The sequence below is a fragment of the Pantoea sp. genome, from assembly GCF_032114055.1.
GTDB lineage: Bacteria > Pseudomonadota > Gammaproteobacteria > Enterobacterales > Enterobacteriaceae > Pantoea.
Window position 1 is genome coordinate 28,477 of record NZ_DAMCTB010000005.1, and the last position, 26,429, is coordinate 54,905.

The window sequence follows — 26,429 nt, forward strand, 5'->3', positions numbered from 1 at the left end:
ACGTTTCTGCCAGCTGTGAGGGTGTGCCAGCGCAGGAAACACGGTCAGATCGGAAAGTCGCTAAAGCCATCCGTGGCGCGGGACGCTTTCCTCCTCTTCCCGTGTTCCCTGCGCTTTGCGTTTGTTAGTTGCGGCCAGGTTTAACCTGACCTGGCTTTGCCGGCTGACAGAGTACGGAACTTAAAGCGATGGGAGCATACGCCCGGAGTAAAGCATAGCGGGCCAGGGATGGCGTTTTTTGCGTCTTTACGGAGGGCGTATACTCCCTGAGCCAGTGCTGTTTTTAGAGGCCGACATCACATCGGCCCTGACCCCTATGCCGCCTCGCTGGCCCGTGAGGCAGGCTGAGGCGCTTTTTCAGGCACCGGCACCGCCAGTGCGTCCGGCTCAAACTCATCGACGTTAATCGACCGCAGACGGCTCACTTCGGCACGCTGCAGGATCTCAGCCTCTTCCGCATCGATCCAGCCCTGTTCCAGCCCGCGCTTCGCCAGCGCATCCAGCCGGGTAAAGGAGAGATGCTGTTTCGTCTGTTTGCACAGCCGGTCATGAATCACCTCAGCGGCCATCACATCCTGTAGCGCCTGTTCCAGCTGACCGGCAGGGTTATTTTCACCCGGCGTCAGGTACATGCCACGGCCCAGACGGCTGCGGGTCGCGGAAGGCTGCTGCAGCATTTTCGCCAGCTGATGATCCAGACGGTCAGACGGCGCAGGGCAGTGGTGTCCGCCAGCGAACAGGGTCATACGCAGAGCGCCTGCGACCAGACGGTTCGGGAAGTTACGCAGCAGATCGTCCATCGCCGCTTCGGCCTGATGCAACGCATCCTGCACGCCCCAGTGGACCAGCGGCAGATCGGCTTCGTTGCGGCCCTCATCGTCATAACGTTTCAGCGTCGCTGAAGCAAGATAGAGCTGGCTCAGCACATCCCCCAGACGCGCCGAGATGCGCTCACGCCGTTTCAGGCTGCCGCCCAGCACGGCCATCGACACATCAGAGAGCAGCGCCAGGTTCGCGCTGATGCGGTTCAGGTGCTGATAGTAACGGCGGGTGCTGTCGCGTGTCGGGCTGGCGCTGGTCCGTCCGGCGGTTATGCCCAGCCACAGGCTGCGCATGGCGCTGCTGCCGACATGGCCGATGTGGCTGAACAGCGCCCGGTCAAACGCGTTAACGTCGTTGCTGGCGGCCGCCGCCATCTCCTGCAGAACATAAGGATGGCAGCGGATAGCCCCCTGACCGAAGATAATCATGCTGCGGGTCAGGATGTTCGCGCCTTCCACCGTGATAGCGATAGGCGCACCCTGATAGGCGCGAGCCAGGAAGTTACTGTTGCCGAGCATAATGCCTTTACCGCCGGCAATATCCATGGCGTCGATAATGGCGCGCTGACCGCGATGGGTGCAGTGATATTTCACAATCGCCGACAGCACCGCCGGTTTTTCACCCTGCATAATCCCGGCGGTAATCAGCGTGGCGGCGGCGTCCATGACGTAAGCGTTGCCGGCGATGCGCGCCAGCGGCTCCTCGATCCCTTCCATCTTGCCAATGGGGAGGCGGAACTGACGGCGGATATGGGCGTAGGCGCCGGTCGCCAGTGCCACCGTTTTCAGGCTGCCGGTTGAGTTGGACGGCAGCGTAATGCCGCGACCTACCGACAGACACTCCACCAGCATCCGCCAGCCCTGACCCGCCATGTCTGGTCCGCCGATAATGTAATCAATCGGCACAAAGATATCTTTGCCGCGGGTCGGGCCGTTCTGGAAGGGTACGTTCAGCGGGAAGTGTCGATGACCAATCTCCACGCCAGGCGTATTCGTCGGGATCAGCGCACAGGTGATGCCCGGATTTTCGTTGTCGCTGAGCAGATGATCGGGGTCGGAAAGTTTGAAGGCCAGGCCCAGCACGGTCGCAATCGGCGCCAGCGTAATGTAGCGTTTGTTCCAGGTCAGGCGCATACCCAGCACCTGTTTACCCTGCCATTCGCCCATACAGACTACGCCGGTATCGGGGATCGCCCCGGCATCGGAACCCGCTTCCGGGCTGGTCAGCGCAAAGCAGGGGATCTCATCGCCGCGCGCCAGGCGCGGTAAATAGTGATTTTTCTGCTCGTCGGTGCCGTAGTGCTGCAGCAGTTCGCCCGGGCCGAGTGAGTTAGGCACGCCGACGGTGATTGCCAGAATGCCGGACACGCCCGCCAGTTTTTGCAGCACGCAGGCCTGCGCATAGGCAGAGAAGTCGAGCCCGCCATACTCTTTCTTGATGATCATCGCGAAGAAACGATGCTCTTTCAGGTAGGCCCAGAGTTCCGGCGGCATATCGGCCAGCTCATGAGTGATCTGGAAATCGTTGGCCATGCGGCACGCTTCCTCTACCGGGCCGTCGAGAAACGCCTGCTCCTCGGCGGTCAGACGCGGCTGAGGATAGTTGTGCAGCTTCTGCCAGTCCGGTTTGCCCTGAAACAGGTCGCCTTCCCACCAGGTGGTGCCCGCATCGATCGCCTCTTTTTCGGTGCGCGACATCGGTGGCATCACCTTCCGGAAGCGCTGAAAGATCGGCGCTGAAAACAGGCTGCGACGCATTGACGGCAGATTAAACGGCAGCAGAATGATCGCCAGCGGCAGCAGCAGCCACGGCGTCCAGAGATGAGCGACAGCCATCGCGGCGGTCCAGAGCAGCAGGATCGCGCTGCTGAGCCGTAACGACAGGCGGTGATAGAACAGGGCGCCAATCAGCGCCACCGTGGCAAGTATCGAAACAACCATCATAGTGAACCGCTCCAAGTAGTAAGAGGTCTGACCTGTTATAAGGAGAGGTTTAGAGCAGTTGGCGCTATTTATCAATTCGTTTACATCGCAATTACAACCTGCCTCACAAAATCCCTGTTCTGTGCGTTTTTTCGTCTGCGGCTGTGGCCACAATCGCTGCCACGGCCTGGCATGGTGCTTTGCGCTGACGGGCCATTCCGTTAAACTTGCTGCGATTAACCTCTCCTACAAAAGGACACCCCTATGTACCAGGACATCATTCGCGCTGAGCTCAATGAAGCTGCTGATACGCTGAACAAATTCCTCAGTGACGATGCCAATATCCATGCGATCCAGCGTGCTGCGGTGCTGCTGGCTGACAGCTTCAAAGCGGGCGGCAAGGTGCTTTCCTGCGGTAACGGTGGCTCACATTGCGATGCGATGCACTTCGCCGAAGAGCTGACCGGCCGTTACCGTGAAAACCGTCCTGGTTATCCGGCGATTGCCATCTCTGATGTCAGCCATCTGTCGTGCGTCAGTAATGATTTTGGCTACGACTATGTCTTTTCACGCTACGTGGAAGCGGTAGGGCGGCCAGGCGATGTGCTGCTGGGCCTTTCTACCTCCGGTAACTCCGCCAACATCATCAGGGCGGTTGAGGCGGCGCGTGCGCAGGGGATGAAAGTGATCACCCTGACCGGTAAAGATGGCGGTAAGATGGCGGACAGTGCCGACATTGAAATCCGGGTGCCGCACTTTGGCTATGCAGATCGTATTCAGGAGATCCACATCAAAGTGATCCATATCCTGATGCTGCTGGTTGAAAAAGAGATGGTGAAGTAATCGCGCCGGCCTCCTGCTTACAGGAGGCGGCTTAATCTAAGGCGGTGGCTATGTGCGAATTGCTCGGGATGAGCGCCAATGTTCCCACGGATATCTGTTTCAGCTTTACCGGACTGGTTCAGCGCGGCGGTGGAACCGGGCCTCACAAAGATGGCTGGGGCATTACCTTCTACGAAGACAAAGGCTGCCGTACGTTTAAAGATCCGCTGCCAAGCTTTAACTCGCCGATTGCGCGTCTGGTGCAGGAGTACCCCATCAAATCGCATTCGGTGGTGGCGCATATCCGTCAGGCGAACCGGGGTCAGGTGTCGCTGGAAAATACGCACCCGTTTACCCGCGAGCTGTGGGGCCGCAACTGGACCTATGCGCACAACGGTCAGCTCAAAGGCTACCGCCAGCTGGAAACCGGCACTTTCCGGCCGGTCGGCGAAACGGACAGTGAAAAGGCGTTCTGCTGGATCCTGCATCAGCTGGCCACGCGCTACCCGCGCACGCCGGGCAACTGGCCTGCGGTATTTCGTTTTATCGGGGAGCTGGCGGGAATGTTGCGACAGAAGGGCGTGTTTAACATGCTGCTGTCAGATGGCCGTTATCTGATGGCCTTCTGCTCGACCAATCTCTTCTGGATCACCCGTCGTGCGCCCTTTGGCCGGGCGCAGCTGCTGGATCAGGATGTAGAGGTCGATTTTCAGCAGCACACCACGCCCCATGACGTGGTGACGGTGATTGCGACGCAGCCGCTGACGGCCAATGAAACCTGGCAGCGGATTGCGCCAGGCGAATGGGCCTTATTCTGTCTTGGAGAGCGCCAGGAATGAGCGTGAAGCGGCTTCGGGACTGGCTAAAACCGGTGCCGGGCTGCTGTTCATCACATATTTCCCGCTGGCAACGTTCACTACCGGCGGCTGGTGATACTTCGCAAAGTAAGCGTATCCCGGCTGCAGCTGCTGCCAGAAACTGGCGTAGGTGGAGTAGCGGTGGCGCTGCATATTACTGTCGGTCATCCGGAACGGATAGATGCTGATGCTGATATCCTGCTGACCGTTACGCAGCGCGGCATTCACATAAGTAAAAATCTCATCCATATAGGCGTTGGTCATGGCATAGCAGCCAATTGACTTACAGTCGCCATGAATCATCAGGTAGTTGCCGCTGTAGCCCTGATTCCGGTCATACTGATTCGGGAAGCCGATGTTGATCGCGCGATAAAACCGGCTGTCCGGCTTCAGCTGATTCAGCTTCACGTTGTAAAACCCTTCCGGGCTTTTGAAATCGCCTTCGCGGCGTTTCGGGCCGAGGCCACCTGAAAAATTACAGATGCGGTAGGTATCCAGCAGGCGGTATTCGTTACCAATTTTGCCGTAAAGCTCTAGAGTGCGTTCTTCCTTGAAGATCTGGATATAAACCGGGGTGCCAAGTAACTGTTTCTTTAACTCTTTACTGACCGGTGCCGCCGTCTGAACGGGTTCGGGAGTCATTGCCATGCTGAGGGCTGGCAGTAAAATCATCGCAAACAGGAGTGCGATTTTGCCCATGCTGTGTGTACCTTGAGGTGAAGAGAACATGACGCAAATTGTGCGTCTCTGCTTGCATTATCGGAACTGTCCGCTACCGCAGCGCAACATTAAACATTGTCTGTTTTTTTAGCAAGACGGTCGCCGTCAAATTCGCGAATTACAGGCAGATAATCGGCCAGAAATTTGTAAACGTTAATGCTTAACGCAACAGAGATTGCAGTTAGTTCCTCCGACTGTATACTTATCCAGTGCCGGAGGGGGGTATGCGTAAAATCATTCATGTCGATATGGACTGCTTCTATGCCGCGGTGGAGATGCGTGATAATCCCCAGCTGCGCGATATCCCGATCGCCATTGGTGGCAGCCGCGAACGTCGCGGCGTGATCAGCACCGCCAACTATCCGGCCCGCAAATATGGCGTGCGCAGCGCGATGCCCACCGGCATGGCGCTTAAACTCTGCCCTCATCTGCGTCTGCTGCCGGGCCGCTTTGATGCCTATAAAGAAGCCTCTGCGCAGATCCGCGACATCTTTACCCGCTACACGCCGCTGATTGAACCGCTTTCGCTGGATGAAGCCTATCTGGATGTGACTGACAGCCCGCACTGTCACGGCTCCGCGACGCTGATGGCACAGGCAATCCGCGCCACCATTTTCCGTGAAACCGGACTCACCGCGTCGGCGGGGATCGCCCCGATTAAGTTTCTGGCAAAGATCGCCTCTGACCTCAACAAGCCGGATGGGCAGTATGTGATTACGCCGCCGGAAATGGCGGATTTTCTGCTGACCCTGCCGCTGGTAAAAATTCCCGGCGTCGGCAAAGTGTCTGCCAAAAAGCTGGAGGAGATGGGGCTGGTTACCTGCGGTGACGTGCAGAAAACGGATCTGGCGCTGCTGCTGAAGCGCTTTGGTAAGTTTGGCCGGGTACTGTGGGAGCGCAGCCACGGCATTGATGAGCGGGGCGTGATCGTGGAGCGTGAGCGTAAATCGCTGGGCGTTGAGCGCACCCTGGCGGAGGATATCAACGACTGGGAGGCCTGCCTGGAGATTATCGATTTTCTTTATGCCGAGCTGGATCGCCGTCTGACGCAAATCCGTCCCGATAAGCAGGTGGCACGTCAGGGCGTCAAACTGAAGTTCAGTGACTTTCAGCAGACGACCCAGGAGCATATCTGGCCGGTGCTGAATAAAGAGGACATGATCGCCATCGCCCGCAAGACGTGGGATGAGCGTCGTGCCGGGCGTGGCGTAAGGCTGGTAGGGTTACATGTGACGATGGTCGATCCCCAGCTTGAGCGTCAGCTGCTGCTGGGGCTCTGACGGCCCGCCCTTTATTTGCTGTTTTTCGCCGCCAGGGTCGCGAACCACGGCGCGACGAAATCCTGATTGTCGCCCCAGCCCGGAATGATTTTGTTCAGCGATGCGACGTTCACTGCGCCCGGCTGGCTGCTCAGCTGCTGCTGTGAAATCGACGCGGCTTTGAACTGGTAGGTGGCTGGCGTCTCTTCACCGGCAATCTTCTTCGCCACCAGACGCATGTTGACCGCACCGATGGTTTTCGGATCCACCGCTACCGTCTGCACCCACGGGCTGTTTTTCTCGCGCATCAGCTGCAGATCCTGGTTAGAGACGTCGATGCTGTAGAGCCTGATCTCAGTGCGGCCATTCTCCTGCAACGCTTTATACGCGCCCTGGCTGAAGGCATCCCAGGCTCCCCAGATGGCGTCGATCTGACCTTTCGGGTATTTCGCCAGAATCGCGCCGATCTTATTCGCTGTGTCACCCTGAACGTCAGTCGAAACCGCACCGATCGACTCAAGCTGCCGGATACCCGGATTCTCTTTCAGCAGTTTTTCATACACCACCTGACGGCGTTCCATTGGCGGGAAGCCAGCGACCCAGAGTTTGACGATCTTCGCCTTGCCGTGGAAGTCACCGATGAGCTGGCCCAGCGACAGCTGTGCCAGTGAGGCGTCATCCTGGGCGGTCACGGTGACGCCCGGAACCGGGCTATCCACCGGTGTATCAAACACCGACAGCTTAATGCCCGCATCGGCAATCCGCTTCACCAGACCGCTGGCGTAAGGTGCTTTACCGTGTGACAGCACGATACCGTCATACTTCTGGCTGATCGCCTGATTGACGAAATCCTGGAAACGCGCATCATCGCCGTTGCTCAGAAAGGTACTGACCTTAAAGCCCAGCTGGCGGCCCTGCTGGATCGCGCCGGCCACAAACTGGGTGGTGTTGTCATCGGAGCCGAGGTTGCGGATCACGGCGATACGAATCGGGCCGTTATGGCTGGCGATAGCGGCAGGCACCGACGTCACGGTGTCCGCAAAAGCGGCGCTGGCGTTCAGCAGGCTCAGGGCCAGCAGCGAGAGTGTGATTTTTTGCATTGTTATTAACTCCGGTAAACGCGCCTCAGCGGCGCTGGATATAGGTGATCGCCAGCGCCAGGGCCAGCACCACGCCTTTAATAATGTCCATGGCATAGTAGGGGACGGAGAGCATCACCAGCCCGTTCTGCAGCACACCCAGGATCACCGCGCCGACCAGTGTGCCGAGTGCATTTGGCTTACCAGAGCCGGCCAGCGAGAAGCCGATCCACGCCGCCGCGACCGCATCCATCAGGTAGCCGCTTCCGGCGTTGACCTGAGAAGAGCCGATGCGCGAGGCGAGCAGGATGCCGCCCAGACCCGCCAGCAGCGAGGCGAGCACATACGCCAGCACCCGGTAGCGGGTGGTACGGATGCCCGACAGGCGTGCTGCTTCAGGATTGCCGCCCAGCGCATACATCCGGCGGCCATGTTTGGTCAGCGACAGCGCCAGCTGCGCCGCGACAGTTACCACCAGCATAATGATCACGATGGTCGGCACCTGGCCAAGCAGGCCAAAGGCTGCCGGAATAGTGCCTTCGGCCATATCGCCGCCCGGCAGCACCATGTTCTCGGTGATTGAGCCGCCAAAACTGTAGGTCATCGCCACACCCTGAATCACAAACAGGGTGGCCAGCGTCGCCAGCATGTCGGGAATACGCAGGATCACAATCAGAAAGGCGTTGAACAGCCCGACCAGGGTGCAGAGCGCCAGGGTAATCAGGATCGCGCTGGTGGTGCCAAAGCCGTACCAGACAAAGAGCGAGATCACCAGCGCATTGGCCAGTGAGGCGGTCGAGCCGACCGAGAGATCAAAGCCGCCCACGGTCAGTGAGATCGAGACGCCGATGGCGATCACCGTCACGATGGCAATTGAGCGCAGGATATTGATGATGTTATTCGGCTCCAGGAAGCTGTCGGAAGCCAGACCAAAGGCGGCGATCAGGATCACCACCGTCAGCAACATTCCCCATTTATAAAGGAAGTCGAAAAGCTGGTGACGCCACGACGTGGCGGTCAGATTCAGATGGGTTTCTTTGCTGCTCACGCAGGGGTTCCTCCGGTGGAATAGAGCAAAAGCGTCTCTTCGGTGACGTCCTGTGCAGCCAGCTCAGCTACAATACGTCCGTCCCAGAGCACGCAAATCCGGTCGCACAAGCCGACCAGTTCAGAAAATTCACCCGACGCGTAGATAATGCCTTTGCCTTCCCGCGCCAGGTTGTCTATCAGGTTGAAGAGTTCGGTTTTCGCTTTGATATCGACGCCCTTGGTCGGCTCGTCAAAAATCAGCACGTCCGCGTTATTGCGCAGCCATTTGCCAATCGCCACCTTCTGCTGATTGCCGCCGGAAAGACGGCGCAGGGTCTGAGCCGGGCCGGTGGTACGCACCTGCAGCTGGCGAATAACCTGCTCCGCCCAGTGCCACGCCTGGCGATGACCAAACAGGCTCCAGCGTGAAAAACTGTCGTCCGCGCTGACGCTGAGGTTCATCGCGACCGACTCATCAATGAAGATCCCCTCTTTGCGCCGCTCCTCCGGCACCAGCGCCATGCGGCGGCTGACCGAGTCGTGCGGGGAACGGGGCTGCCACGGCTCACCATGCAGTTCGCCCCGGCTGATGCGGCTTTTGCTGGCGCCGAACAGCGCCTTGCAGAGTTCGGTTTTACCGGCACCGGCCAGGCCCGCGATGCCGAGGATCTCGCCTTTGTGCAGCCGCAGCGAGATAGCCTGCAGTAACTGCTCATCGTGCAATCCTTCGACCGCCAGCAGCAGCGGCTGCGCCTTTTGTGGCCGGCGGGGCGGAAAGATATCGGTGAGCTGATGTCCCAGCATCTTCTCGACGATCTGCTCGCCGCTGAGCGCGGCCATCGGACCGGTTTCTACCAGGCGGCCATCGCGCAGCACCGTCAGCTGGTCGCAGATCGCCTTCAGCTCATGAATGCGGTGAGAAATAAAGACCACGCCAATGCCGCTGCGCTGCAGACGACGCACCACGGCAAACAGCCGTTCGCTCTCGTGCTGATCCAGCGGGGCAGTGGGTTCATCCAGAATCAGGAAGCGGCAGTGGTGGGAGAGCGCCCGCGCCAGCAAAATCTGCTGTTTTTCCGCCAGGGTGCAGCGTTCGACCAGCCGGTTAACGTCCAGCGTCACGTCGAGCTGTGCCAGCAGCGCCCGCGCCTGACGGCGAATCGCTCCCCAGCGATAGCGGTGGCCAGGCTCAGCCAGCCGATCCAGCAGAATGTTTTCCGCCACGCTGAGCTGCGGCACCAGTGCCACATCCACTTCCTGCTGAACCAGGTGGATCCCCCGCTGTTTGGCTTCACGGGGCGAGCGGATTGAAACCGGCTCGCCATCCAGCAGGATCTCGCCGCTGTAGTGGCTATGCGCGCCGGACAGGATCGCCATCAGCGTGGATTTCCCTGCGCCGTTCGCGCCGGTCAGGGCATGGACTGAATGGCCTTCACTGCGGAAATCCACCGACGATAGCGCGGCAAACCCGCCGAAAGCGATGGAGATGTTACGCATCTCAAGGCAGTTTAACCCTGGCATGTCATTACTCTCCTGAAGAATCACTGGCCGCATTTTTTCCTGAACGATGAAAGGCGGCAACAGCCGAAAGCGCATAAGCTAGCACGAAAACTTATTAGCCATCCAGACATCTGGACATAATGGCGGCTATAACCAGCGAAGCGCAGGAACGTGGGGGAATTGCGGGGAGAAGAGTGGAAAAGGTAGCGGATTATGCTGAGAAAATTTAAGACGACTTAATCAGATCTGAGCAGGGTATCGGTGACTTAAGGGGCGGGTGCCAGCGCCCGTGATAGCAACAATGAATTGGAAAATGACCCTGCGGGAAGTGCGGATATCGGTGGTCTGGCTAAAGTCTGACCACCCTGTCGCTGGAAGCGTAGTGGCGTAACGATGAAAACCATCGCCTCAGCATGCTGTAGCGTTGAAGGCTATAGCTTTTCAGCTGCCTTTTCACGGCCAGGCATTGGGAGAGGTGAAAAGGGAGGGGGGAGGGGCGATGCGCCTCCCTGCAACAGATGTGCAGATGCGCAAACCTGTTTATCTCAGGACGCTTTTTGTTTTTATACTTAACTACGTTAAATTAAAGTTATTGCTGGCAGACAGCCAGTCTAATGGCTGTCTGCGATCCCGTCAGGGCATTTGCTTAACGCTTTTCCTTTATTATTTCACCGCTATCTTTCATCCTGTATTCACCATCTTCAACAGTAAATGTAAGACCACTGTTTTTACTGTAACTGATGATAAAAACTCTGTCCTTTTCGATGCAGTTCAGGGGGGGCGCCATGTCTGAAAAACAGAGTCGGTCATAGCCATCGTCTTCTTTGTAACCTTCGCCAAACAGCCAGATACTTACCGTATAATTATCGTAAGATGCTGGTTTAGGAATGTCATATTTTTGTTTCAGGGCGTCTTTATTTTTTAACCACCAGTCAATCTTTCCACGATCGGTAATCGGAAAATTTTTTACTAAAACGTCACTAAAATTTCCAGCTCCATGAACGCTAACAATTTTAACCGAACAATATTCTGACCAGAGAAAATAACCAGCCAGCACGACGCTACAAACCGCCATTACAATAACTATTTTTATTTTATTTTTCATTGCGATTACCGATGATTTCTATAGTGGTTTCCATATTGGTCATAAAGGGCTTAAAACCAAATTGATTGCTTCTCTGAAGAACAAACCAGATGCGGAAAAATTGAAACTGGCTGAAGGTTTTCTTTAATATATCGGCACTATCAAGACCAAAATGATCTTGTACTTTGTAATGCAATATTGCCCGGTAGTGATCATTTTCAATATGTAATGACTTTAAGATAATATGCGCTGCTGAGATATCATGAACGGCAATTCCCATGCCGTTATAATTATCCTGAAACCTGTCAAACTTTGGTAGCCTTCCCCTGATAATGCTTTTCCGTAAATCTTCTCTTATCAATGAATATTTTTTGTTCTGCCAGTCAATCCCTTTTATAAAATGTTTTTTGAGTAATAAGCGAGTGCTATTTTCACTTTTATCACTGACAATATGGTTTTCTAAGGCCTTGTCCAGCGCCATAGCACGGAAGGGCTTACCGCTATTATTCTGCATGTGTGCGATCATCTTTTCAATCAGATGACGGTATGGGCCGCTAAGGGAAAACATGCGGGATAACGAGCGAAACTCATCAAAGAGCATTTCAGCACACTGCTGGCGGGAAATCGTGCGTCCCTGACCTCGCAGATTACAGCAATACAGGGATTGAGGACGATCCAGTGATGAACGCAGAGTCAGGTTCCAGGGATCAACCCGATCCGAAATGTAATCCAGCCGGTATCGGGATTTTAACTCTGCCTCAGTCAGGTCGCCATAGCGCATATCATCAGCATTGTCGTCGTCCATCACCTTCCGGGTGGTAAATATTGTGCAGGGAAACTGTAATGCGCCCATGATAATACACTCCTTGTATTCTTTTCCGTTAGCGTTCCCGCAAAAATATACCATTCTGATTACAGGGCGGAATGTGCCATATATCGCATTGTCGTAATTTTTCCCTGCTATTCATCGACGATGAACTCGCAGATGATACGTCAGTAAGCTGGATGCATAAGATAATGCAGAGAGGGAAGTATGTTAAAAATTGATAAAATAAATGAACCTGAATAACATTCATCTTTTATTTTTATTATAAGTTAATATTTTTGTTAGTCTGAAAAGAAAATGTCTGCGTCAGAGGCAGTAGAAAGTTAGCGTTAATTGCATGAGCGCTTTGTGATTTGCGCCTGTTTATCCTGCAGGTACGGTTCATTCAGCCTTAACGATGTAAAGATCCCAGGCGAAGTCATAAAAAAAATGGATTAACAGACTGTGAGGGAAGAGGACCATGGCACGAGCAGGGTGAGCAGCTCAGCATCACTGTTCAGAAAAAGTGCCGGTCACTCAGATGACCGGCATCAGGCCAGAGCCTGGTTTTTTATGGCAGGATTACTTTTCCGGCACCACGTTCAGCAGGGTGGTCAGCAGCTTCCAGTAGAGGCCCACGCTTTCGATGTGAACCTGCTCATCCGGCGAGTGTGGCCCGGTAATGGTCGGCCCAATCGACACCATATCCATATTCGGATAAGGCTTCTTGAACAGACCACACTCCAGACCGGCGTGGATCACCTGAATGTTCGGCGTTTTGTCGAACAGGGCGATGTAGGTCTCGCGGGTCAGTGCCATGATGGCGGAGTCCGCGTCCGGCTGCCAGCCCGGGTAGCCGCCTTTTGCTTTGGTCTGTGCACCGGCCAGCTGGCCTAACGAGGTCAGCATCTGCACCACGTAGTCGCGGCCCGTGTCGATCAGTGAACGAATCAGGCAGTTGATCTCGGCGTGATCGTCTTCCATCGTCACCACACCGATATTCAGTGAGGTTTCCACCACGCCCTTCGCCACGTCTGAATTACGGATCACACCGTTAGGCGTGCTGTTCAGCAGGTTCAGGAAGCGATCGCGGCTGTCACTGCTCAGGGCTTCACCCTGATGCGCGACCGGCTCACTGACCAGCGTGATGTTCGGCTCTTTGATACCGTGCTCATTCTTAATGGCGCTCAGGAACTGGGCGGCCGCTGATTTCAGCGCATCCGCTTTATGGCTTTCGACTGCCACGGTTGCAAAGGCTTCACGCGGAATGGCGTTGCGCAGTGTACCGCCATTAAAAGCCAGCAGACGCAGATCCAGTTCAGCCGCGTGAGCCGCCAGGAAGCGCGCCAGCAGCTTGTTGGCATTGCCCAGGCCAACATGGATATCGGCACCAGAGTGACCGCCACGCAATCCTTTCAGCGTCAGCTTCAGGGTCTGGAACTCAGCAGGCACGGCCTCACGGGTCAGCGGCAGGGAGGAGACAAAGTCGATACCGCCCGCGCAGCCCATATAGATCTCACCTTCCTCTTCTGAGTCGGTGTTGATAAGGATTTCAGCCTGCAGCCAGTCGGGCTGAAGACCGAATGCGCCATCCATACCGGTTTCTTCGGTCATGGTCAGCAACACTTCCAGCGGGCCATGCGTCAGGCTGTTGTCAGCCAGTACCGCCAGCGCCGATGCCATACCGATGCCGTTATCCGCGCCCAGGGTGGTGCCGCGCGCCTTGACCCACTCGCCATCAATCCAGGGCTGAATCGGATCTTTGGTGAAGTCATGAACGGTGTCGTTATTTTTCTGCGGCACCATATCCAGATGCGCCTGCAGCGCAACCGGGGTGCGCTTTTCCATGCCCGGGGTAGCGGGTTTGCGGATCAGGATGTTGCCGACCTGATCGCGCTCACACCAGAAGCCCTGCTCTTTCGCCCAGCCCATGATGTAGTTAGCCAGCGCTTCTTCGTGAAAGGAAGGGTGAGGAATGGAGCAGATCTTAGCGAAAATATCCCACAGTGGCTGTGGAGAGAGTTGAGACAATTCAGACACGACAGGTCTCCTGTATCCGTGTACCGGCGGGGCCGGACATCGCGAGTTTCCAGTGAAAAATCGCCGTCAGAGAATCTGACGAGCCAGGCCCGAGAATATCACTGTTTTTCCCCGGGTGCGCTCTCCGGCGCGCTAAAAAGCCGCAACCAGCGCACGGGTGCTGGTTTTTAGTGCGTCAACTCCTTATAATCTCGCGCAACCTTTTCCCCGTTGCACATTTTTAAGCCACTTCGGTTGGCTGGGATTTCTATTCTATGAGCGAAAAATACGTCGTTACCTGGGACATGCTGCAGATTCATGCCCGTAAACTGGCCCAGCGTCTTCTGCCTGTTGAACAGTGGAAAGGCATCATCGCGGTGAGTCGCGGCGGTCTGGTACCGGCTTCGCTGCTGGCGCGTGAACTGGGTATCCGTTACGTTGATACCGTCTGCATCTCCAGCTACGACCACGATCATCAGCGCGAAATGAAAGTGCTGAAGCGCGCAGAAGGTGACGGCGAAGGGTTTATCGTGATCGATGACCTCGTGGACACCGGCGGCACCGCCCAGGCGATCCGCGAGATGTACCCGAAAGCCCGTTTCTGCACCATTTTCGCTAAACCGGCCGGACGCGCGCTGGTTGACGATTACATCGTGGATATTCCGCAGGATACCTGGATCGAGCAGCCGTGGGATATGGGCGTGGTCTACATCCCGCCGATTGTCAAAAACTGATTGATACACATCAGACAACGCCCGGTTTTCCGGGCGTTGTGCTTTCCGAGCCTCGCACGCTGAATAGCCGTACAGTACACTTAGCCATTGCCGTTCTGATGCAGGAGAAGTGAATATGTCCAGCAAAAATCTCAGCGAGGAGCTGTTCAGGCCGTGCTTCAAACATCCTGAAACCTCTTCCCTGGTTCGCCGCCAGCATCATGCTACCCCGGATGTCCACTCCGCCCTGGATGGTGACAGCCAGCGTGGCTGGTATCGCATGCTTAACAAACTGATGTGGGCATGGCGCGGCCTGACGCCGCAGGAGATCAGTGAAGTGCTGGCGCGTATCGCCATCAGCCGGGCTGAGCACACCGATGACGCTCTGCTCGACACGGTAATCGGTTTTCGCGGCGGCAACTGGCCCTTCGAATGGTGCCGACAGGCAGGCTTCTGGCAGCAGAAGGCGCTGGAGGCCAGCGACGATAGCGAGGCGGGGCACAACTGGCTGCATGCGGCACATCTCTATAGCGTCGCCGCCTATCCTTATATTAAAGGGGATGAGCTGGCCGATCAGGCACAGACGCTGGCGAATCGTGCCTATGAAGAGGCGACGCAGCGGCTGCCCGGCGAGTTGAAAATCCTGACGTTTGCTATTCCGAATGGCAGCCCGGTCAGCGGCTTTCTGCACATGCCTCCGGATGTGGACGCGCCTTATCCTACCGTGCTGTTCTGCGGCGCGCTCGATTCCCTGCAGAGCGATCACTACCGTCTTTTCCACGACTACCTTGCACCGCGTGGCATCGCGATGCTGACCATCGATATGCCCTCGGTCGGTAACTCCGTGAAGTGGACGCTGAATCAGGACACCAGCTTCCTCCATCAGCAGATTCTGCGCGATCTGCAAAACGTACCGTGGATCGACCATCAGCGGGTAGCGGCGTTTGGTTACCGCTTCGGGGCCAACGTAGCCGTGCGACTGGCCTATCTGGAGTCGCAGCGGCTGCGCGGCGTCGCCTGCCTGGGCCCGATTGTGAACGCTCTGCTGACGCAGCGGTCGTTGCAGGATGCGATTCCCGATATGTATATGGATATGCTGGCGAGCCGGCTGGGCATGGCCTCCGCCTCCGACAGTGCACTGCGAACCGAACTGAATCGCTATTCGCTGAAAACACAGGGATTACTGGGCCGCCGTACGCCGACGCCGATGCTGTCGGGTTACTGGCAGAATGATCTCTTCAGCCCGGAAGAGGAGAGCAGGCTGATTGCGAACTCCTCATCAGATGGCAAGGCCCTGCAGATTCCGGTGAAGCCGATGATAGCCAGTTTCGACAGGGCACTGAATGAAATTTGCGACTGGCTGGAGAAGCGTCTAAAAAGGTAACTGGCAAAATTTACACTGTTTGCTACAACTAGTAGCGAAATTGTTCCGGGCTGCCTGTTTCACGCCATGACGTGACCAGAGACCCCGGAAAAACAAGGCTGTATAGCGGTCAAATCTACGGAGAATCAGCATGACGTTACCAAGTGGTCACCCCCGCAGTCGCCTGCTTAAACGCTTTACGGAACTGGGTCCTTATATTCGCGAGGGGAAATGTGGCGAAACCCGGTTCTTCTTTGACTGCCTGGCGGCCTGCGTCAATGTGAAACCGGCACCGGAACTGCGTGAGTTCTGGGGCTGGTGGATGGAGCTTGAAGCACAGGCTGATCACTTTACCTATGTCTACCACATCGGTCTGTTTGATAAAGAGGGCGACTGGTCGGTCGCGACGATCAAGGGCAAAGAGAACGCGGCGCGCGTGGAAGAGACATTACGGAATTTTCATACCCGCCTGAAAGCGATGCTGAAGGAGCTGGAGCTGGACCTAATCCCGGCCAGCGATTTCGATGAGAAACCCGTGAAGCTGAGCGCCTGACTGGGTGTTTAGCAAAAAAAGGCGAGTGGAAACACTCGCCTTTTTTGTCAAAGTCTGGCCCGCTGTGAGCGCGCGCCTGCGCAGGGAACAGGGTCACATCGGAAAGACGCAAAGGCCGTCATCCCTGACACGCGCGTCCCATGCCATTCCTGGCGTGGGACGCTTTCCTCTTCTGACCCTGCCTCCTGTGCGTTGAGTATTGTGTTGCTGCCGGGTTCGCACGAATTTGAGTCTGGCAATCATTAAGGGCGAGTGAAATACTCGCCCTTCTTTTATGCTGTAACCAGTGTGTCGCCACCCGGCAATCAGAACTGGTAGGTTACACCCATGGCGACCACGTCGTCGTTGTTGAGCGACAGCGCGTTATCATCATCCAGCTGGTTGATTTTGTAATCCACGAAGGCGGACATGTTTTTGTTGAAGTAGTAGGTCGCACCCACATCGATATATTTCACCAGATCCGCATCGCCGATACCGTTTTCGATATCTTTGCCTTTGGTCTGAACATAGCCGATGGAAGGACGCAGGCCGAAATCAAACTGATACTGCGCGACCAGCTCGATGTTCTGCGCTTTATTGGCTGCGCCTGAAACGGCCGCACCGGTATTGCGGTTGGTGCCACTGATGGGCGTCATGTTGCGGGTGTCGGTATAAATCGCGGCCAGGTAGACGCTGTTCGCATCATACTTTACGCCTGCGCCCCAGGAGTCGGCACGGTCACCGCCGCCATAGGCGCGCGCCTGCTGCTGGGTGGTGCGATCAGAAGAGGTGATGGCACTCATCAGGCTCACACCGCTATCACCCAGCGCATACCCCAGTGAGGCGCCGTAGCCGTCGCCGTTCTGGCGGTTAATGTCGGTACGGCTGTTGGCGCTGGAGGCGTCATTTTTGCCCTGATACTGCAGCGCAAACTTCAGTCCATCCACCAGACCAAAGAAGTTGTTGTTACGGTAAGTGGCGACGCCGGTTGCACGCTGCGTCATAAAGTTATCGGAACGGGCCGTGCCGTCGCCGCCAAATTCCGGGAAGACGTCGGTCCAGGCTTCCACGTCATACAGCACACCGTAGTTACGACCATAATCCACCGAACCATACTGCGAAAATTTCAGGCCGGCAAAACCAAGACGGGTTTTATTGCCGTTGTTGGCGTCGCTGCCTTCGGAGTTATTGACGTTGTACTGATATTCCCACTGACCATAACCGGTCATCAGGTCGTTGATCTGCGTCTGACCCTTGAAGCCGATGCGGGTATAGGACTTGTCCCCGTTTGCGCTGGCATTATCGCTGATGTAATGCTCCGCCTTCACCTTGCCGTATAAGTCCAGCTTGTTGCCGTCTTTATTATAGATTTCGGCAGCCTGCGCGGCAGAAGCCAGCGTTAGTGTGCAGAGGAGCATGGCCAGTGTGCTTTTCTTCATTTGCTATCAATCCCAATGTGAACGCCGTAAAAATGAAAGTTTTTGTAAAGCACCGACTTTTTACCCGCTGCGGATGAACTTTTTATGACGCTTTTCCTGATTTCTTGTTAATGCTGAACTTTTGGTCTACCGCTTTGTCCGCGTAATTTCGTGCTTTTACCCCGCTGGCTGTTGGCTTCCGTATCGACACCTGTTAAAACGTCTTTTCGTAAAAAATTTTCACTACGGCAGGAAATATGAGTGGCAGTCAGACCTTAGTGGTCAAATTGGGTACCAGCGTGCTTACCGGCGGCTCCCGTCGGTTAAATCGGGCACATATCGTGGAACTGGTTCGTCAGTGTGCGCAGCAGCACGCCGCAGGCCACCGCATTGTGATCGTGACCTCTGGCGCGATGGCCGCCGGACGCGAACATCTGGGCTACCCCGAACTGCCACCGACCATCGCCTCAAAGCAGCTGCTGGCTGCGGTGGGGCAGAGCCGTCTGATTCAGCTGTGGGAACAGCTCTTTTCCATCTACGGCATTCATATTGGCCAGATGCTACTGACCCGTGCCGACATGGAAGATCGCGAACGCTTCCTGAACGCCCGCGACACGCTGCGTGCGCTGCTGGATAACCACATTGTGCCGGTCATTAATGAGAACGATGCCGTCGCTACCGCGGAGATCAAAGTTGGCGATAACGACAACCTTTCTGCACTGGCCGCAATGCTCGGCGGGGCGGATAAGCTGCTGCTGCTGACCGATCAGCAGGGGCTGTTTACCGCCGACCCGCGAAACAATCCCGATGCTGAGCTCATCAGCGACGTCCACATTATCGATGATGCGTTGCGCGCCCTGGCGGGTGACAGCGTGTCCGGGCTGGGCACCGGTGGCATGTCCACCAAGCTTCAGGCGGCTGATGTGGCCTGCCGCGCAGGTATCGACGTCATCATCGCCTCCGGTAGCCGCAGCGGCGTGATCAGCGATGTGATCGAGGGCAGGCCGGTCGGCACGCGTTTTCATGCGCAGCAGTCGCCGCTGGAGAATCGCAAACGCTGGATTTTTGGCGCGCCACCGGCGGGTGAACTCACCGTCGATGATGGAGCACTGGCGGCCATTATTGAACGCGGCAGCTCGCTGCTGCCAAAAGGGATCCGGGCGATCCAGGGAAACTTCTCGCGCGGAGAGGTGATCCGTATCCGTAGCCTGCAGGGGCGTGATATTGCCCATGGCGTTTCACGCTACAACAGCGATGCAATGCGGATGATTGCCGGTCATCACAGCCAGCAGATCAGTGAAATTCTGGGCTATGAGTATGGCCCGGTGGCGGTTCACCGCGACGACATGATCGTCAGTTAAGGAGCGGACAATGCTTGAAGAGATGGGAAAAGCGGCACGTGCCGCAGCTTATACCGTGGCCGATCTGTCAACCACTGAGAAGAATCAGGTGCTGATGAGCATTGCCGACCGCCTGGAAGCAGAGAGCGCAGATATTCTGGCGGCGAATGAACTGGATTTGGCCGATGCGCGTCAGAATGGCATGAGTGCGGCGCTGCTGGACCGGCTGACGCTCAACCCGCAGCGTCTCAGCAGCATCGCCAGCGATGTCCGTCAGGTCTGCCAGCTGGCCGATCCGGTCGGACAGCTGATTGATGGTGGTCTGCTTGACAGCGGGCTGCGGATTGAACGTCGTCGCGTGCCACTGGGGGTGGTCGCGGTAATTTACGAGGCGCGTCCCAACGTCACGATTGATGTCGCCAGCCTGTGCCTTAAAACCGGTAACGCCGCTATTCTGCGCGGCGGTAAAGAGACATGGCGCACCAATGCGGCCACCGTGCGGGTCATCCAGAACGCGCTGCAGCAGCACGGTTTGCCGGCTGCCATTATCCAGGCGATCGAGAACCCTGACCGTGAGCTGGTAAATCAGTTGCTGAAGCTGGATCGCTATGTTGACATGCTGATCCCGCGCGGCGGAGCGGGTCTGCACAAGCTGTGCCGGGAAAAGTCGACTATCCCGGTCATCACCGGCGGGATCGGCGTCTGTCATATCTATATCGATGAGACGATGGCGATCGAACCGGCACTTGATCTGATCGTTAACGCGAAAAAACAGCGTCCCAGCGCCTGTAATTCACTGGAAACGCTGCTGGTGGATCAGGCAATGGCCGATCGCTTCCTGCCCGCGTTCAGTGCGCGTATGGCGCAGGAAGGGATCTCGCTGCATGCTGACCGCAATGTGCTGGCGCAGCTGCAGCAGGGGCCGGCCGCCGTCACCCTGGTGAAGCCTGAGCAGTACAACGATGAGTGGCTGTCGCTGGATCTTAACGTCAGGCTGGTGGCGAATATGGATGACGCAATCGACCATATCCGCACGCACGGTACGCAGCACTCCGATGCCATTCTGACCCGCAACACCCGCAATGCCGCGCGTTTTGTCCGTCAGGTCGATTCGTCCGCAGTCTATGTGAACGCCAGCACCCGCTTTACCGACGGCGGTCAGTTCGGGCTGGGCGCGGAAGTCGCCGTCAGCACACAGAAGCTGCATGCCCGCGGACCGATGGGGCTGGAAGCGCTGACCACCTACAAATGGATAGCCTGGGGGGACGACACCCTCCGGTCCTGAGCACACTAATTTTTAACAAAACGGGAGTCTTTTACAGACTCCCGTTTTTTTTAGCGCATTTTTTCCGGTCCAGTGAAAAATAGAGTTTTTTGTGGATCAGATCTCTTTTCGCTCTGGCGTCGTCGTCACTATCCGCTATGCTGGCTGAATTTCACGCAATTTCTTACGGAACATTCCTGAAAGCCCAGGCTGTATGCGGCCTGAGGCGATATTTTTTGTTCAGCGGCAAGCGGAAGCGGATAATGATAATCAGAAATGCTTGATAAAGCGGTTAGGTAGTAAATGAGCGGTAATATAAAATGAACTGGTAGCAATAATGAAAATAACATCCAGTATCTCTTCTATGGCTGATTATTAACTAATGGTTAAAAAAGAAAGTACAAGACAGGCTTTCACTGCCAGGCTGATAGCGGCCTGTGAGAGTGCCGGCATTGTCGGACATGGACGAAACAAACAGGTTGCCAGGGCCCTGCAACAGCAAGGCTGTAAGATATCAACGCCAGGAGTGTGGAAGTGGTTTAATGCGCAGTCTGTCCCCGATGACGGCAATCTGCTGGCGCTCAGCCAGCTGCTGGGCGTCAGGGTCGAGTGGCTGCAGTACGGAATGGAGCAGCCCGCGGAGCCGGTCACGCTGAATTCGTTCACTGCCCACAAGAATGTGTTTCGGGTTGACAGTCTCGACATCGGGCAGCGCAGCGCGGCAGGCCTGCCTGCGCGCGATGAGTTTGTGGAGACGATCCAGGCCATTGAGTATGGTCTGGATGAGGCGCGCGTGCTGTTCAACGGCCGACCGGCGGAGAACATCCGTCTTATCGCGATCAACAGCGACTCCATGGCGGACACCTTTGCGCCGCGTGATCAGCTGTTTGTGGACATTAGCGTCCGGATGTTTGACGGCGATGGCATCTATATTTTTACGCTCGACGAGCAGCTCTACCTCAAACGCTTGCAGCTTCAGCATAAGAAAATTGCTGTAATTTCAGATAATAAACGTTATGAAACCTGGTATCTTAATCATGAGGACGTGACCAGCCTGAAGGTGCTGGCTAAAGTCATTATGAGCCAGGCACGTCACTATCAAATCCTCGGCTAAGCCCGCTTTTGCCGCTTTCCTCAGGAGGGCTGCAAAAAAATAATCGGCTTAAATTCATAAATTTAACCAGCGGTAAATAAAAAATTAACCAACAGTGTTTGATAATGCATAAGAACCTGTTAATAATTTGAACATGGACGAACGAAGCAGTTCTTTCAGGGATGAGCCGCTCTTAAACAATTGAGGCGCTGCACAAGCGCGAATCATACCACCCAAAAGTCAGTGAACTTTGGGATGGGGTGGATGCGCAAAATGCAGCGTCGTCAGATGCCGTTATTTCCCTTCGCTTACTTTCCACCTGGCTGCTTATGCAGCCGGGCGGCAGGCGTGTGATTGCGATAAACGACATCCGGGCCCGTTCGGATCACCGAAAGCTCGCGCCTGCCACCCCATCGCCAAAGACTCATTCACAGGAGGAGTTATGGCGATAATTCACTATGGCAAAAGCGTTTTTGTGGGCAACGCACGTACTCGCCGCCATCGGCGGCGCCAACCTCTCAGCAGCCTGAAACAGAGCATCGACCAGGCACTGAACTTTCCGACTGAAACACTACCCCTGCGACGTGCAGAGCAAATCTGCCAGCGTCAGGTCACTCCGCGCGTTGAACGCGCAATCACTGCTCCCCGTATTACCAGCCAGGAAACACCCAGTTTCGACAACTGCTGTCTGCCGCACGTGCATCTCTACGCCGTGGGCTGACAGGCAGAGAAAACGGCGGTTTCCGTCCCGGTCAATGCTCCGCGTTCTCCAGCTCTCACTGGACGCAATCTGTTGAAATACTGTTCAGTTTTGCTGGATGTTCAGCAGGGCATTCTGTTGCGCTGCGCAGGCTAATGATCAGCGGGCGTTATGTATTTCTTTCCACAGGGCGGCATGGAATTTACCCATTACTGAGGAGTTGTTATGAGCCAGATTATCGCAGTACTGAATTTTGAAGAGGGGTATGTAGAAACGCCTTATCTCGACACGCTGGGCTATCCCACCGTGGCGGGCGGCATCCGCATCGGGCCCAAAGGCGCGTCGCTGAGTAACTACGGTTTTCGCGTTCCCCGGCGGGTCGGTGACGTCTGGAAGCAGTGCATTCTTGAAAACAAAATTCAGGAAATGCAGGGCAGGGAGCTGCTGCGTAATGCGCTGGCGAAGTGCAACGACGCCCGGACCGACGTGCTGCTCAGTATGGCTTACCAGCTTGGCGTCGAGGGGGTGCTGCAGTTCAAAAACATGCTCAGCGCCATCGTCTCAGAGCAGTTCAATGAGGCGGCCGACGCGATGATGAACAGTCTCTGGGCGCGTCAGACGCCGGGCCGCGCCAGACGTCACGCGGAGATGATGCGCAGCGGAACCTATGCGGTTTACAGGGGGTTGCTATGAGATGGCTCATGTTCCTTGTCGCCGTGCTGACGGCAATCATCATTCTGCTGCTGCTGCAGCGTTTTACCACCCTGGAATTTGTCTCTCATGCCCGTCTCCTGTTTAAAACCTGGTCTGTCTGGCTGGCGTCACTCGGCTCCATGCTCAGCGCCTGGGCACAGTCCTTTCCTGCCGCTGCCGTCGATGCCTGGAGCGTTCTGCCGGAAGACGTGAAAGCGATTTTGCCGCACAACTATCTGGGGCTGATAGGTGCGTTCATGGTGGCGATGGGGGTGATTGCCCAGTTTGTCCGGCAGAAAAATCTGCTTAACGCGAAGGTTCAATCCGGAGGCGCAAAACCATGACGCTGATTACCTCTCTCCTGGGCGGCGGCTGGCACTGGCTTGCGGCGCTGGCGGCTGTTATCGCGGCGCTGGGCGCGACTTACCTCGGTGGCAAAAAAGTCGGCAAAGTGCAGCAAAAAGCACGATCTGACGTCGATAACGCGCGTCAGGAGGCGTCCCGCATCACTGCGGTGGCACAACAGCAACAACAGCATCGCGAGGAGGCTAACCGTGTGGCGACCGACAATAACAGCCTTGATGACGCTGCTGCTCGCGACAAGCTGCAGCAGTCGAAATACCACAAACCCTGAGCCGGTGGCGATCACCGACTCTGCCTGTGTGCTTTTTTCCCCTCTTTATACCTACGGCGATGACGCGCAGAAGATGGACATCCGGACGGTGCGCGCCATCAACACCCACAACGACATGTGGGACACCCTTTGCGGCCATCCGGCCGCAGCAAAGTAATGCGCTGATAACCGGCGCAATCTCTCTATGATCCTGAGGAGGATTCTATGATCGAAGTGAACTCTTTTGCTGAACTGCGTACCACAGTCCCGCCAAAATCAGGTGAAGTCGCGAGCCTGAAGCGCTATTACGACAAAGACTCCAGCTTCCGCGGTGGCGCTGACTTTGTCGGCTTCCTCAGCACCACCCCGCTGAAAGATGATGGCGGTACGGTGGCAGTGGGTAACGGTTTCTACTGGAAGCGCACCATCAACGATCCTGCCGAAGTAAATATCCTGCACTTTGGTGCGAAAGGGGATGGTGTTACCGATGATACCGATGCCTTTAAACGGATGCTGGCATGGACACAGACCTACAACACCTATGCCAAAGCGATACCGGTGCGTTTTCCGGGCGGTCGTTTCCTGATCTCACCGATTGATCTCACCAATACAGAGCTGCCGTTTTTTGGTCTGATTGGGGATGACATCGAGCAGGGATCATCACCGCGCACCACCATCGTCTCTGACAAGAGCGATAATCCGGTGTTTAAGGTCATGGCGCGTAAAATCGCCATTAAAGGCATCGCCTGGCATGGACAGGCCAGTGCCAGCATTGCCCTTAAAACTACTGTGAGTCCGGAGCAGTGCAGCAACAAGCAGCCATTCTTTGAAAATACGATTACCGGCGGCCAGATCGTCAGCCTTTTCTGCTTCAAAGCGCAGAGCACGGGGGGCACGGTCTTTAAACTGCAGGATACGCTCGACAGTAAATTCGATCAGATCTACACCTCCAGCACCTTTTCCCGGGTGTTCGATGTTGGCTGGTCAAACGCACCAAAAGGCAACTGGGATCACTCAACCGCTATCGAGTTATGTAATGCCAATTTCCAGTCGGGCTACGGCGATGCCACGCTCTATATGCCACGCGTAACCCAGGGGATTATGCGCAACGTCTGGATCGAACATACGGCTAACCCAGGGGATCTGTCGGACGGCGGCTGGACCATCGATACGCTCAACATTGAGGATTGCGTGACGCCACTCAATCTCAACAATGCCCGCGTAGTGATGCGTCACATTAACCTGCAGGCCGGCGCAAAAATCACCAATGATGTGGCCGGAAACAAATGGTTATCGACCTTTGAATATGGCTATCGTCGGGATGAGAACTACGGCAGTTTCCTGACCGGTTCGCTGCGCGCCGGCTATTACAGTGGCTACAAGGTGGTGAACAACACCGATACAGATAACTGGTATCGGCTGGGGCAGCTCTATTTCCCGGCGCCCAACCAGCAATGGGTGATGGAGCTAATCGGGAAAGCGGATGCCACCACGCCGTCAGGGACCGCCGGTTCACCGGTCAATGTGCCCGGCACCGGTAAAACCCTGATCAACCTGCAGCGACTGGAGACGGTCTGGGCCGATGCGTATCACATGGGGCAGCCTTCCGTGCTGGATATCCGCTATGGCCGGGTCGGCACCACCTATGCCGTTGTGTGGGTGAAGCTGAAAGCCAACAGCGGCGAAACCATGTTCAACCTGAAAACCACCGGTCCGACGCGCTTCGATACCGGTTCCTGCTCACTGTTCCAGGCTGATATGTCGATGGTCACGGACATTACCAAACTCAGTAACCTGAAACCCGCAGCACGCTTCGGCATGCACAACGGGCTGGCGGGTGTCGGTGCGAATGAAAAAGGGGTTGTCACGCTGGCCACCGCAGCGGGTACACCGACCAATAAAACCGCGCCGACCGGTTTTGTGCTGATCAATATCAATGGCGTTGACCGCAAGGTCCCTTACTACGATTGATGATCGGCACCTTTTGGGCGAGGCCTGGGCCTCGCCCTTTTTTTGATCTGGTGAGCTGCTGATGTTTAAGCTGACAGGTCACGACAAAGCCGATATTGTCCTGTGTCAGACAGCTGACAGGACGTGATAAATAAGGAGAGATCATGAAAAAAGGGTTAGTGGCGATCGCACTGGCGATGGTGCCGATGTTCGTGAGCGCGGCGAAGCCAACTTATCTGTCTGATTTTATACAGAGCAGACAGACAGGCCAGGCTTATCAGACGCTGATCGCCGGGCACGACTTTCCTGCCTGGGTGAAGCAGGGCGGTACCAGTACACCGGCTGAAACCCTGACGCTGAAGGGTGTGACCTGGCAGGTGCTCTCTGGCTGCAAGACGCACAACTGTCCGGCGCAGTCTATCGCCATTCTTTACTCGCCAGGAACAGGGGAGATCCATGGTCTCTACTCCGACTACGATCAGACGCGCGATCGCCAGACGTTGACCTGGCTTAATCTCGATCCTCTGGACGATGCCGGGCTGCGGAATGTCCTGTTCAGGACGCTGAATGGCGGGGCCGCTGAGTAAGTGTCTGGCCTGCAGATCCACGCAGGCCGGGGGATCTGCAACAGAATGCGTGTCAGCACGTCTTACGCACAGTCATTTGGGTTTAATTTCAAATGCAGGTTGCGTCCCTGAGCGAAGTGTGGCCTAATGAATTGTCGGTTTGATTAACAGACACTATCAAAGCTAAGTAACCAAAGCAGTTCTCATCTCTAAGTTTGTCGCGAGACATCCCTTCTTTTTGAGTCTTCTCTTACGTTCTGATTAAA

The 26,429-nt window shown here is 55.9% G+C and carries 25 protein-coding genes; 16 read left to right on the top strand and 9 right to left on the bottom strand.

The features are described from left to right. Positions 1-314: 314 nt before the first annotated feature. Positions 315-2,765, bottom strand: a complete 2,451-nt coding sequence (fadE, locus tag RT657_RS10090; protein WP_313654233.1) for an acyl-CoA dehydrogenase FadE — start codon at positions 2,763-2,765, stop codon at positions 315-317. 243 nt (positions 2,766-3,008) lie between these two features. Here fadE and lpcA point away from each other — a divergent pair, with 243 nt between their 5' ends. After that, positions 3,009-3,587, top strand: coding sequence for a D-sedoheptulose 7-phosphate isomerase (lpcA, locus tag RT657_RS10095; protein WP_313654234.1), 579 nt, complete (start codon positions 3,009-3,011; stop codon positions 3,585-3,587). 50 nt (positions 3,588-3,637) lie between these two features. Beyond that, a complete protein-coding gene (locus RT657_RS10100) occupies positions 3,638-4,405 on the top strand; it encodes a class II glutamine amidotransferase (RefSeq protein WP_313654235.1) in 768 nt (255 codons plus the stop codon). On the opposite strand, the gene dpaA is transcribed toward RT657_RS10100, so the two are convergent. After that, positions 4,376-5,122 carry a peptidoglycan meso-diaminopimelic acid protein amidase gene (gene dpaA, locus RT657_RS10105; RefSeq protein WP_313654237.1) on the bottom strand — a complete coding sequence of 249 codons (747 nt, stop codon included), beginning with the start codon at positions 5,120-5,122 and terminating at the stop codon, positions 4,376-4,378. The two genes, RT657_RS10100 and dpaA, sit on opposite strands and share 30 nt — an antisense overlap. Before the next feature lie 245 nt (positions 5,123-5,367). On the opposite strand from dpaA, the gene dinB reads away from it, so the two are divergent. Further along, on the top strand, positions 5,368-6,423 hold the full coding sequence (dinB, locus tag RT657_RS10110; protein WP_313654240.1) for a DNA polymerase IV: 1,056 nt from the start codon (positions 5,368-5,370) through the stop codon (positions 6,421-6,423). Between the two features lie 11 nt (positions 6,424-6,434). On the opposite strand, the gene RT657_RS10115 is transcribed toward dinB, so the two are convergent. The 6 genes from RT657_RS10115 to pepD form a co-directional block, all read right to left on the bottom strand. Beyond that, positions 6,435-7,502: a sugar ABC transporter substrate-binding protein gene (locus RT657_RS10115; protein ID WP_313654241.1), complete on the bottom strand. Its 1,068-nt coding sequence runs from the start codon at positions 7,500-7,502 to the stop codon at positions 6,435-6,437. A 25-nt stretch (positions 7,503-7,527) separates the two neighbouring features. Beyond that, entirely contained in the window at positions 7,528-8,529 is a 1,002-nt protein-coding gene (locus RT657_RS10120; RefSeq protein ID WP_313654243.1) for an ABC transporter permease, read from the bottom strand. Continuing rightward, complete coding sequence (locus RT657_RS10125; RefSeq protein ID WP_313654244.1) at positions 8,526-10,031, bottom strand: sugar ABC transporter ATP-binding protein; 1,506 nt, start codon at positions 10,029-10,031, stop codon at positions 8,526-8,528. Before RT657_RS10125 ends, RT657_RS10120 begins: the two co-directional genes overlap by 4 nt. 625 nt (positions 10,032-10,656) lie before the next feature. Then, positions 10,657-11,115 (bottom strand): DUF943 family protein, encoded by a 459-nt coding sequence (locus tag RT657_RS10130; RefSeq protein WP_313654245.1) that lies wholly within the window; start codon positions 11,113-11,115, stop codon positions 10,657-10,659. Beyond that, complete coding sequence (locus RT657_RS10135; protein ID WP_313654246.1) at positions 11,105-11,947, bottom strand: YPO3983 family protein; 843 nt, start codon at positions 11,945-11,947, stop codon at positions 11,105-11,107. Before RT657_RS10135 ends, RT657_RS10130 begins: the two co-directional genes overlap by 11 nt. Positions 11,948-12,481: 534 nt before the next feature. Beyond that, positions 12,482-13,939, bottom strand: a complete 1,458-nt coding sequence (gene pepD, locus RT657_RS10140) for a beta-Ala-His dipeptidase (RefSeq protein WP_313654248.1) — start codon at positions 13,937-13,939, stop codon at positions 12,482-12,484. Between the two features lie 254 nt (positions 13,940-14,193). Here pepD and gpt point away from each other — a divergent pair, with 254 nt between their 5' ends. From gpt to crl, 3 genes are all read left to right on the top strand, one after another. After that, positions 14,194-14,652, top strand: a complete 459-nt coding sequence (gene gpt / locus RT657_RS10145) for a xanthine phosphoribosyltransferase (protein WP_111142236.1) — start codon at positions 14,194-14,196, stop codon at positions 14,650-14,652. A gap of 115 nt (positions 14,653-14,767) precedes the next feature. Next, positions 14,768-16,015, top strand: coding sequence for an esterase FrsA (gene frsA / locus RT657_RS10150; protein ID WP_313654250.1), 1,248 nt, complete (start codon positions 14,768-14,770; stop codon positions 16,013-16,015). Between the two features lie 130 nt (positions 16,016-16,145). Further along, positions 16,146-16,547, top strand: a complete 402-nt coding sequence (gene crl / locus RT657_RS10155) for a sigma factor-binding protein Crl (RefSeq protein WP_313654252.1) — start codon at positions 16,146-16,148, stop codon at positions 16,545-16,547. 305 nt (positions 16,548-16,852) lie between these two features. On the opposite strand, the gene ompC is transcribed toward crl, so the two are convergent. Then, entirely contained in the window at positions 16,853-17,965 is a 1,113-nt protein-coding gene (gene ompC / locus RT657_RS10160; RefSeq protein ID WP_313654253.1) for a porin OmpC, read from the bottom strand. A 236-nt stretch (positions 17,966-18,201) separates the two neighbouring features. Here ompC and proB point away from each other — a divergent pair, with 236 nt between their 5' ends. The 10 genes from proB (at position 18,202) to RT657_RS10210 (ending at position 26,184) form a co-directional block, all read left to right on the top strand. Then, complete coding sequence (gene proB / locus RT657_RS10165) at positions 18,202-19,305, top strand: glutamate 5-kinase (protein WP_313654254.1); 1,104 nt, start codon at positions 18,202-18,204, stop codon at positions 19,303-19,305. Positions 19,306-19,315: 10 nt separating this feature from the next. After that, positions 19,316-20,569, top strand: a complete 1,254-nt coding sequence (proA, locus tag RT657_RS10170) for a glutamate-5-semialdehyde dehydrogenase (protein ID WP_313654256.1) — start codon at positions 19,316-19,318, stop codon at positions 20,567-20,569. Between the two features lie 361 nt (positions 20,570-20,930). Further along, the gene (locus tag RT657_RS10175; protein WP_313654259.1) at positions 20,931-21,662 is read left to right on the top strand and encodes a S24 family peptidase; all 732 of its coding nucleotides are present in this window, start codon (positions 20,931-20,933) and stop codon (positions 21,660-21,662) included. A gap of 421 nt (positions 21,663-22,083) precedes the next feature. Then, complete coding sequence (locus tag RT657_RS10180; protein ID WP_111141857.1) at positions 22,084-22,362, top strand: hypothetical protein; 279 nt, start codon at positions 22,084-22,086, stop codon at positions 22,360-22,362. Between the two features lie 204 nt (positions 22,363-22,566). After that, entirely contained in the window at positions 22,567-23,034 is a 468-nt protein-coding gene (locus RT657_RS10185; RefSeq protein ID WP_313654264.1) for a glycoside hydrolase family protein, read from the top strand. Further along, entirely contained in the window at positions 23,031-23,378 is a 348-nt protein-coding gene (locus RT657_RS10190) for a hypothetical protein (RefSeq protein ID WP_313654266.1), read from the top strand. Before RT657_RS10185 ends, RT657_RS10190 begins: the two co-directional genes overlap by 4 nt. Continuing rightward, positions 23,375-23,668, top strand: a complete 294-nt coding sequence (locus tag RT657_RS10195; protein ID WP_313654269.1) for a hypothetical protein — start codon at positions 23,375-23,377, stop codon at positions 23,666-23,668. Before RT657_RS10190 ends, RT657_RS10195 begins: the two co-directional genes overlap by 4 nt. Before the next feature lie 4 nt (positions 23,669-23,672). Then, positions 23,673-23,825: a hypothetical protein gene (locus RT657_RS10200; protein WP_158527498.1), complete on the top strand. Its 153-nt coding sequence runs from the start codon at positions 23,673-23,675 to the stop codon at positions 23,823-23,825. A gap of 47 nt (positions 23,826-23,872) precedes the next feature. Next, a complete protein-coding gene (locus RT657_RS10205) occupies positions 23,873-25,618 on the top strand; it encodes a glycosyl hydrolase family 28-related protein (protein WP_313654273.1) in 1,746 nt (581 codons plus the stop codon). A 143-nt stretch (positions 25,619-25,761) separates the two neighbouring features. Further along, complete coding sequence (locus tag RT657_RS10210; protein ID WP_313654275.1) at positions 25,762-26,184, top strand: Ivy family c-type lysozyme inhibitor; 423 nt, start codon at positions 25,762-25,764, stop codon at positions 26,182-26,184. Positions 26,185-26,429: the final 245 nt, after the last annotated feature.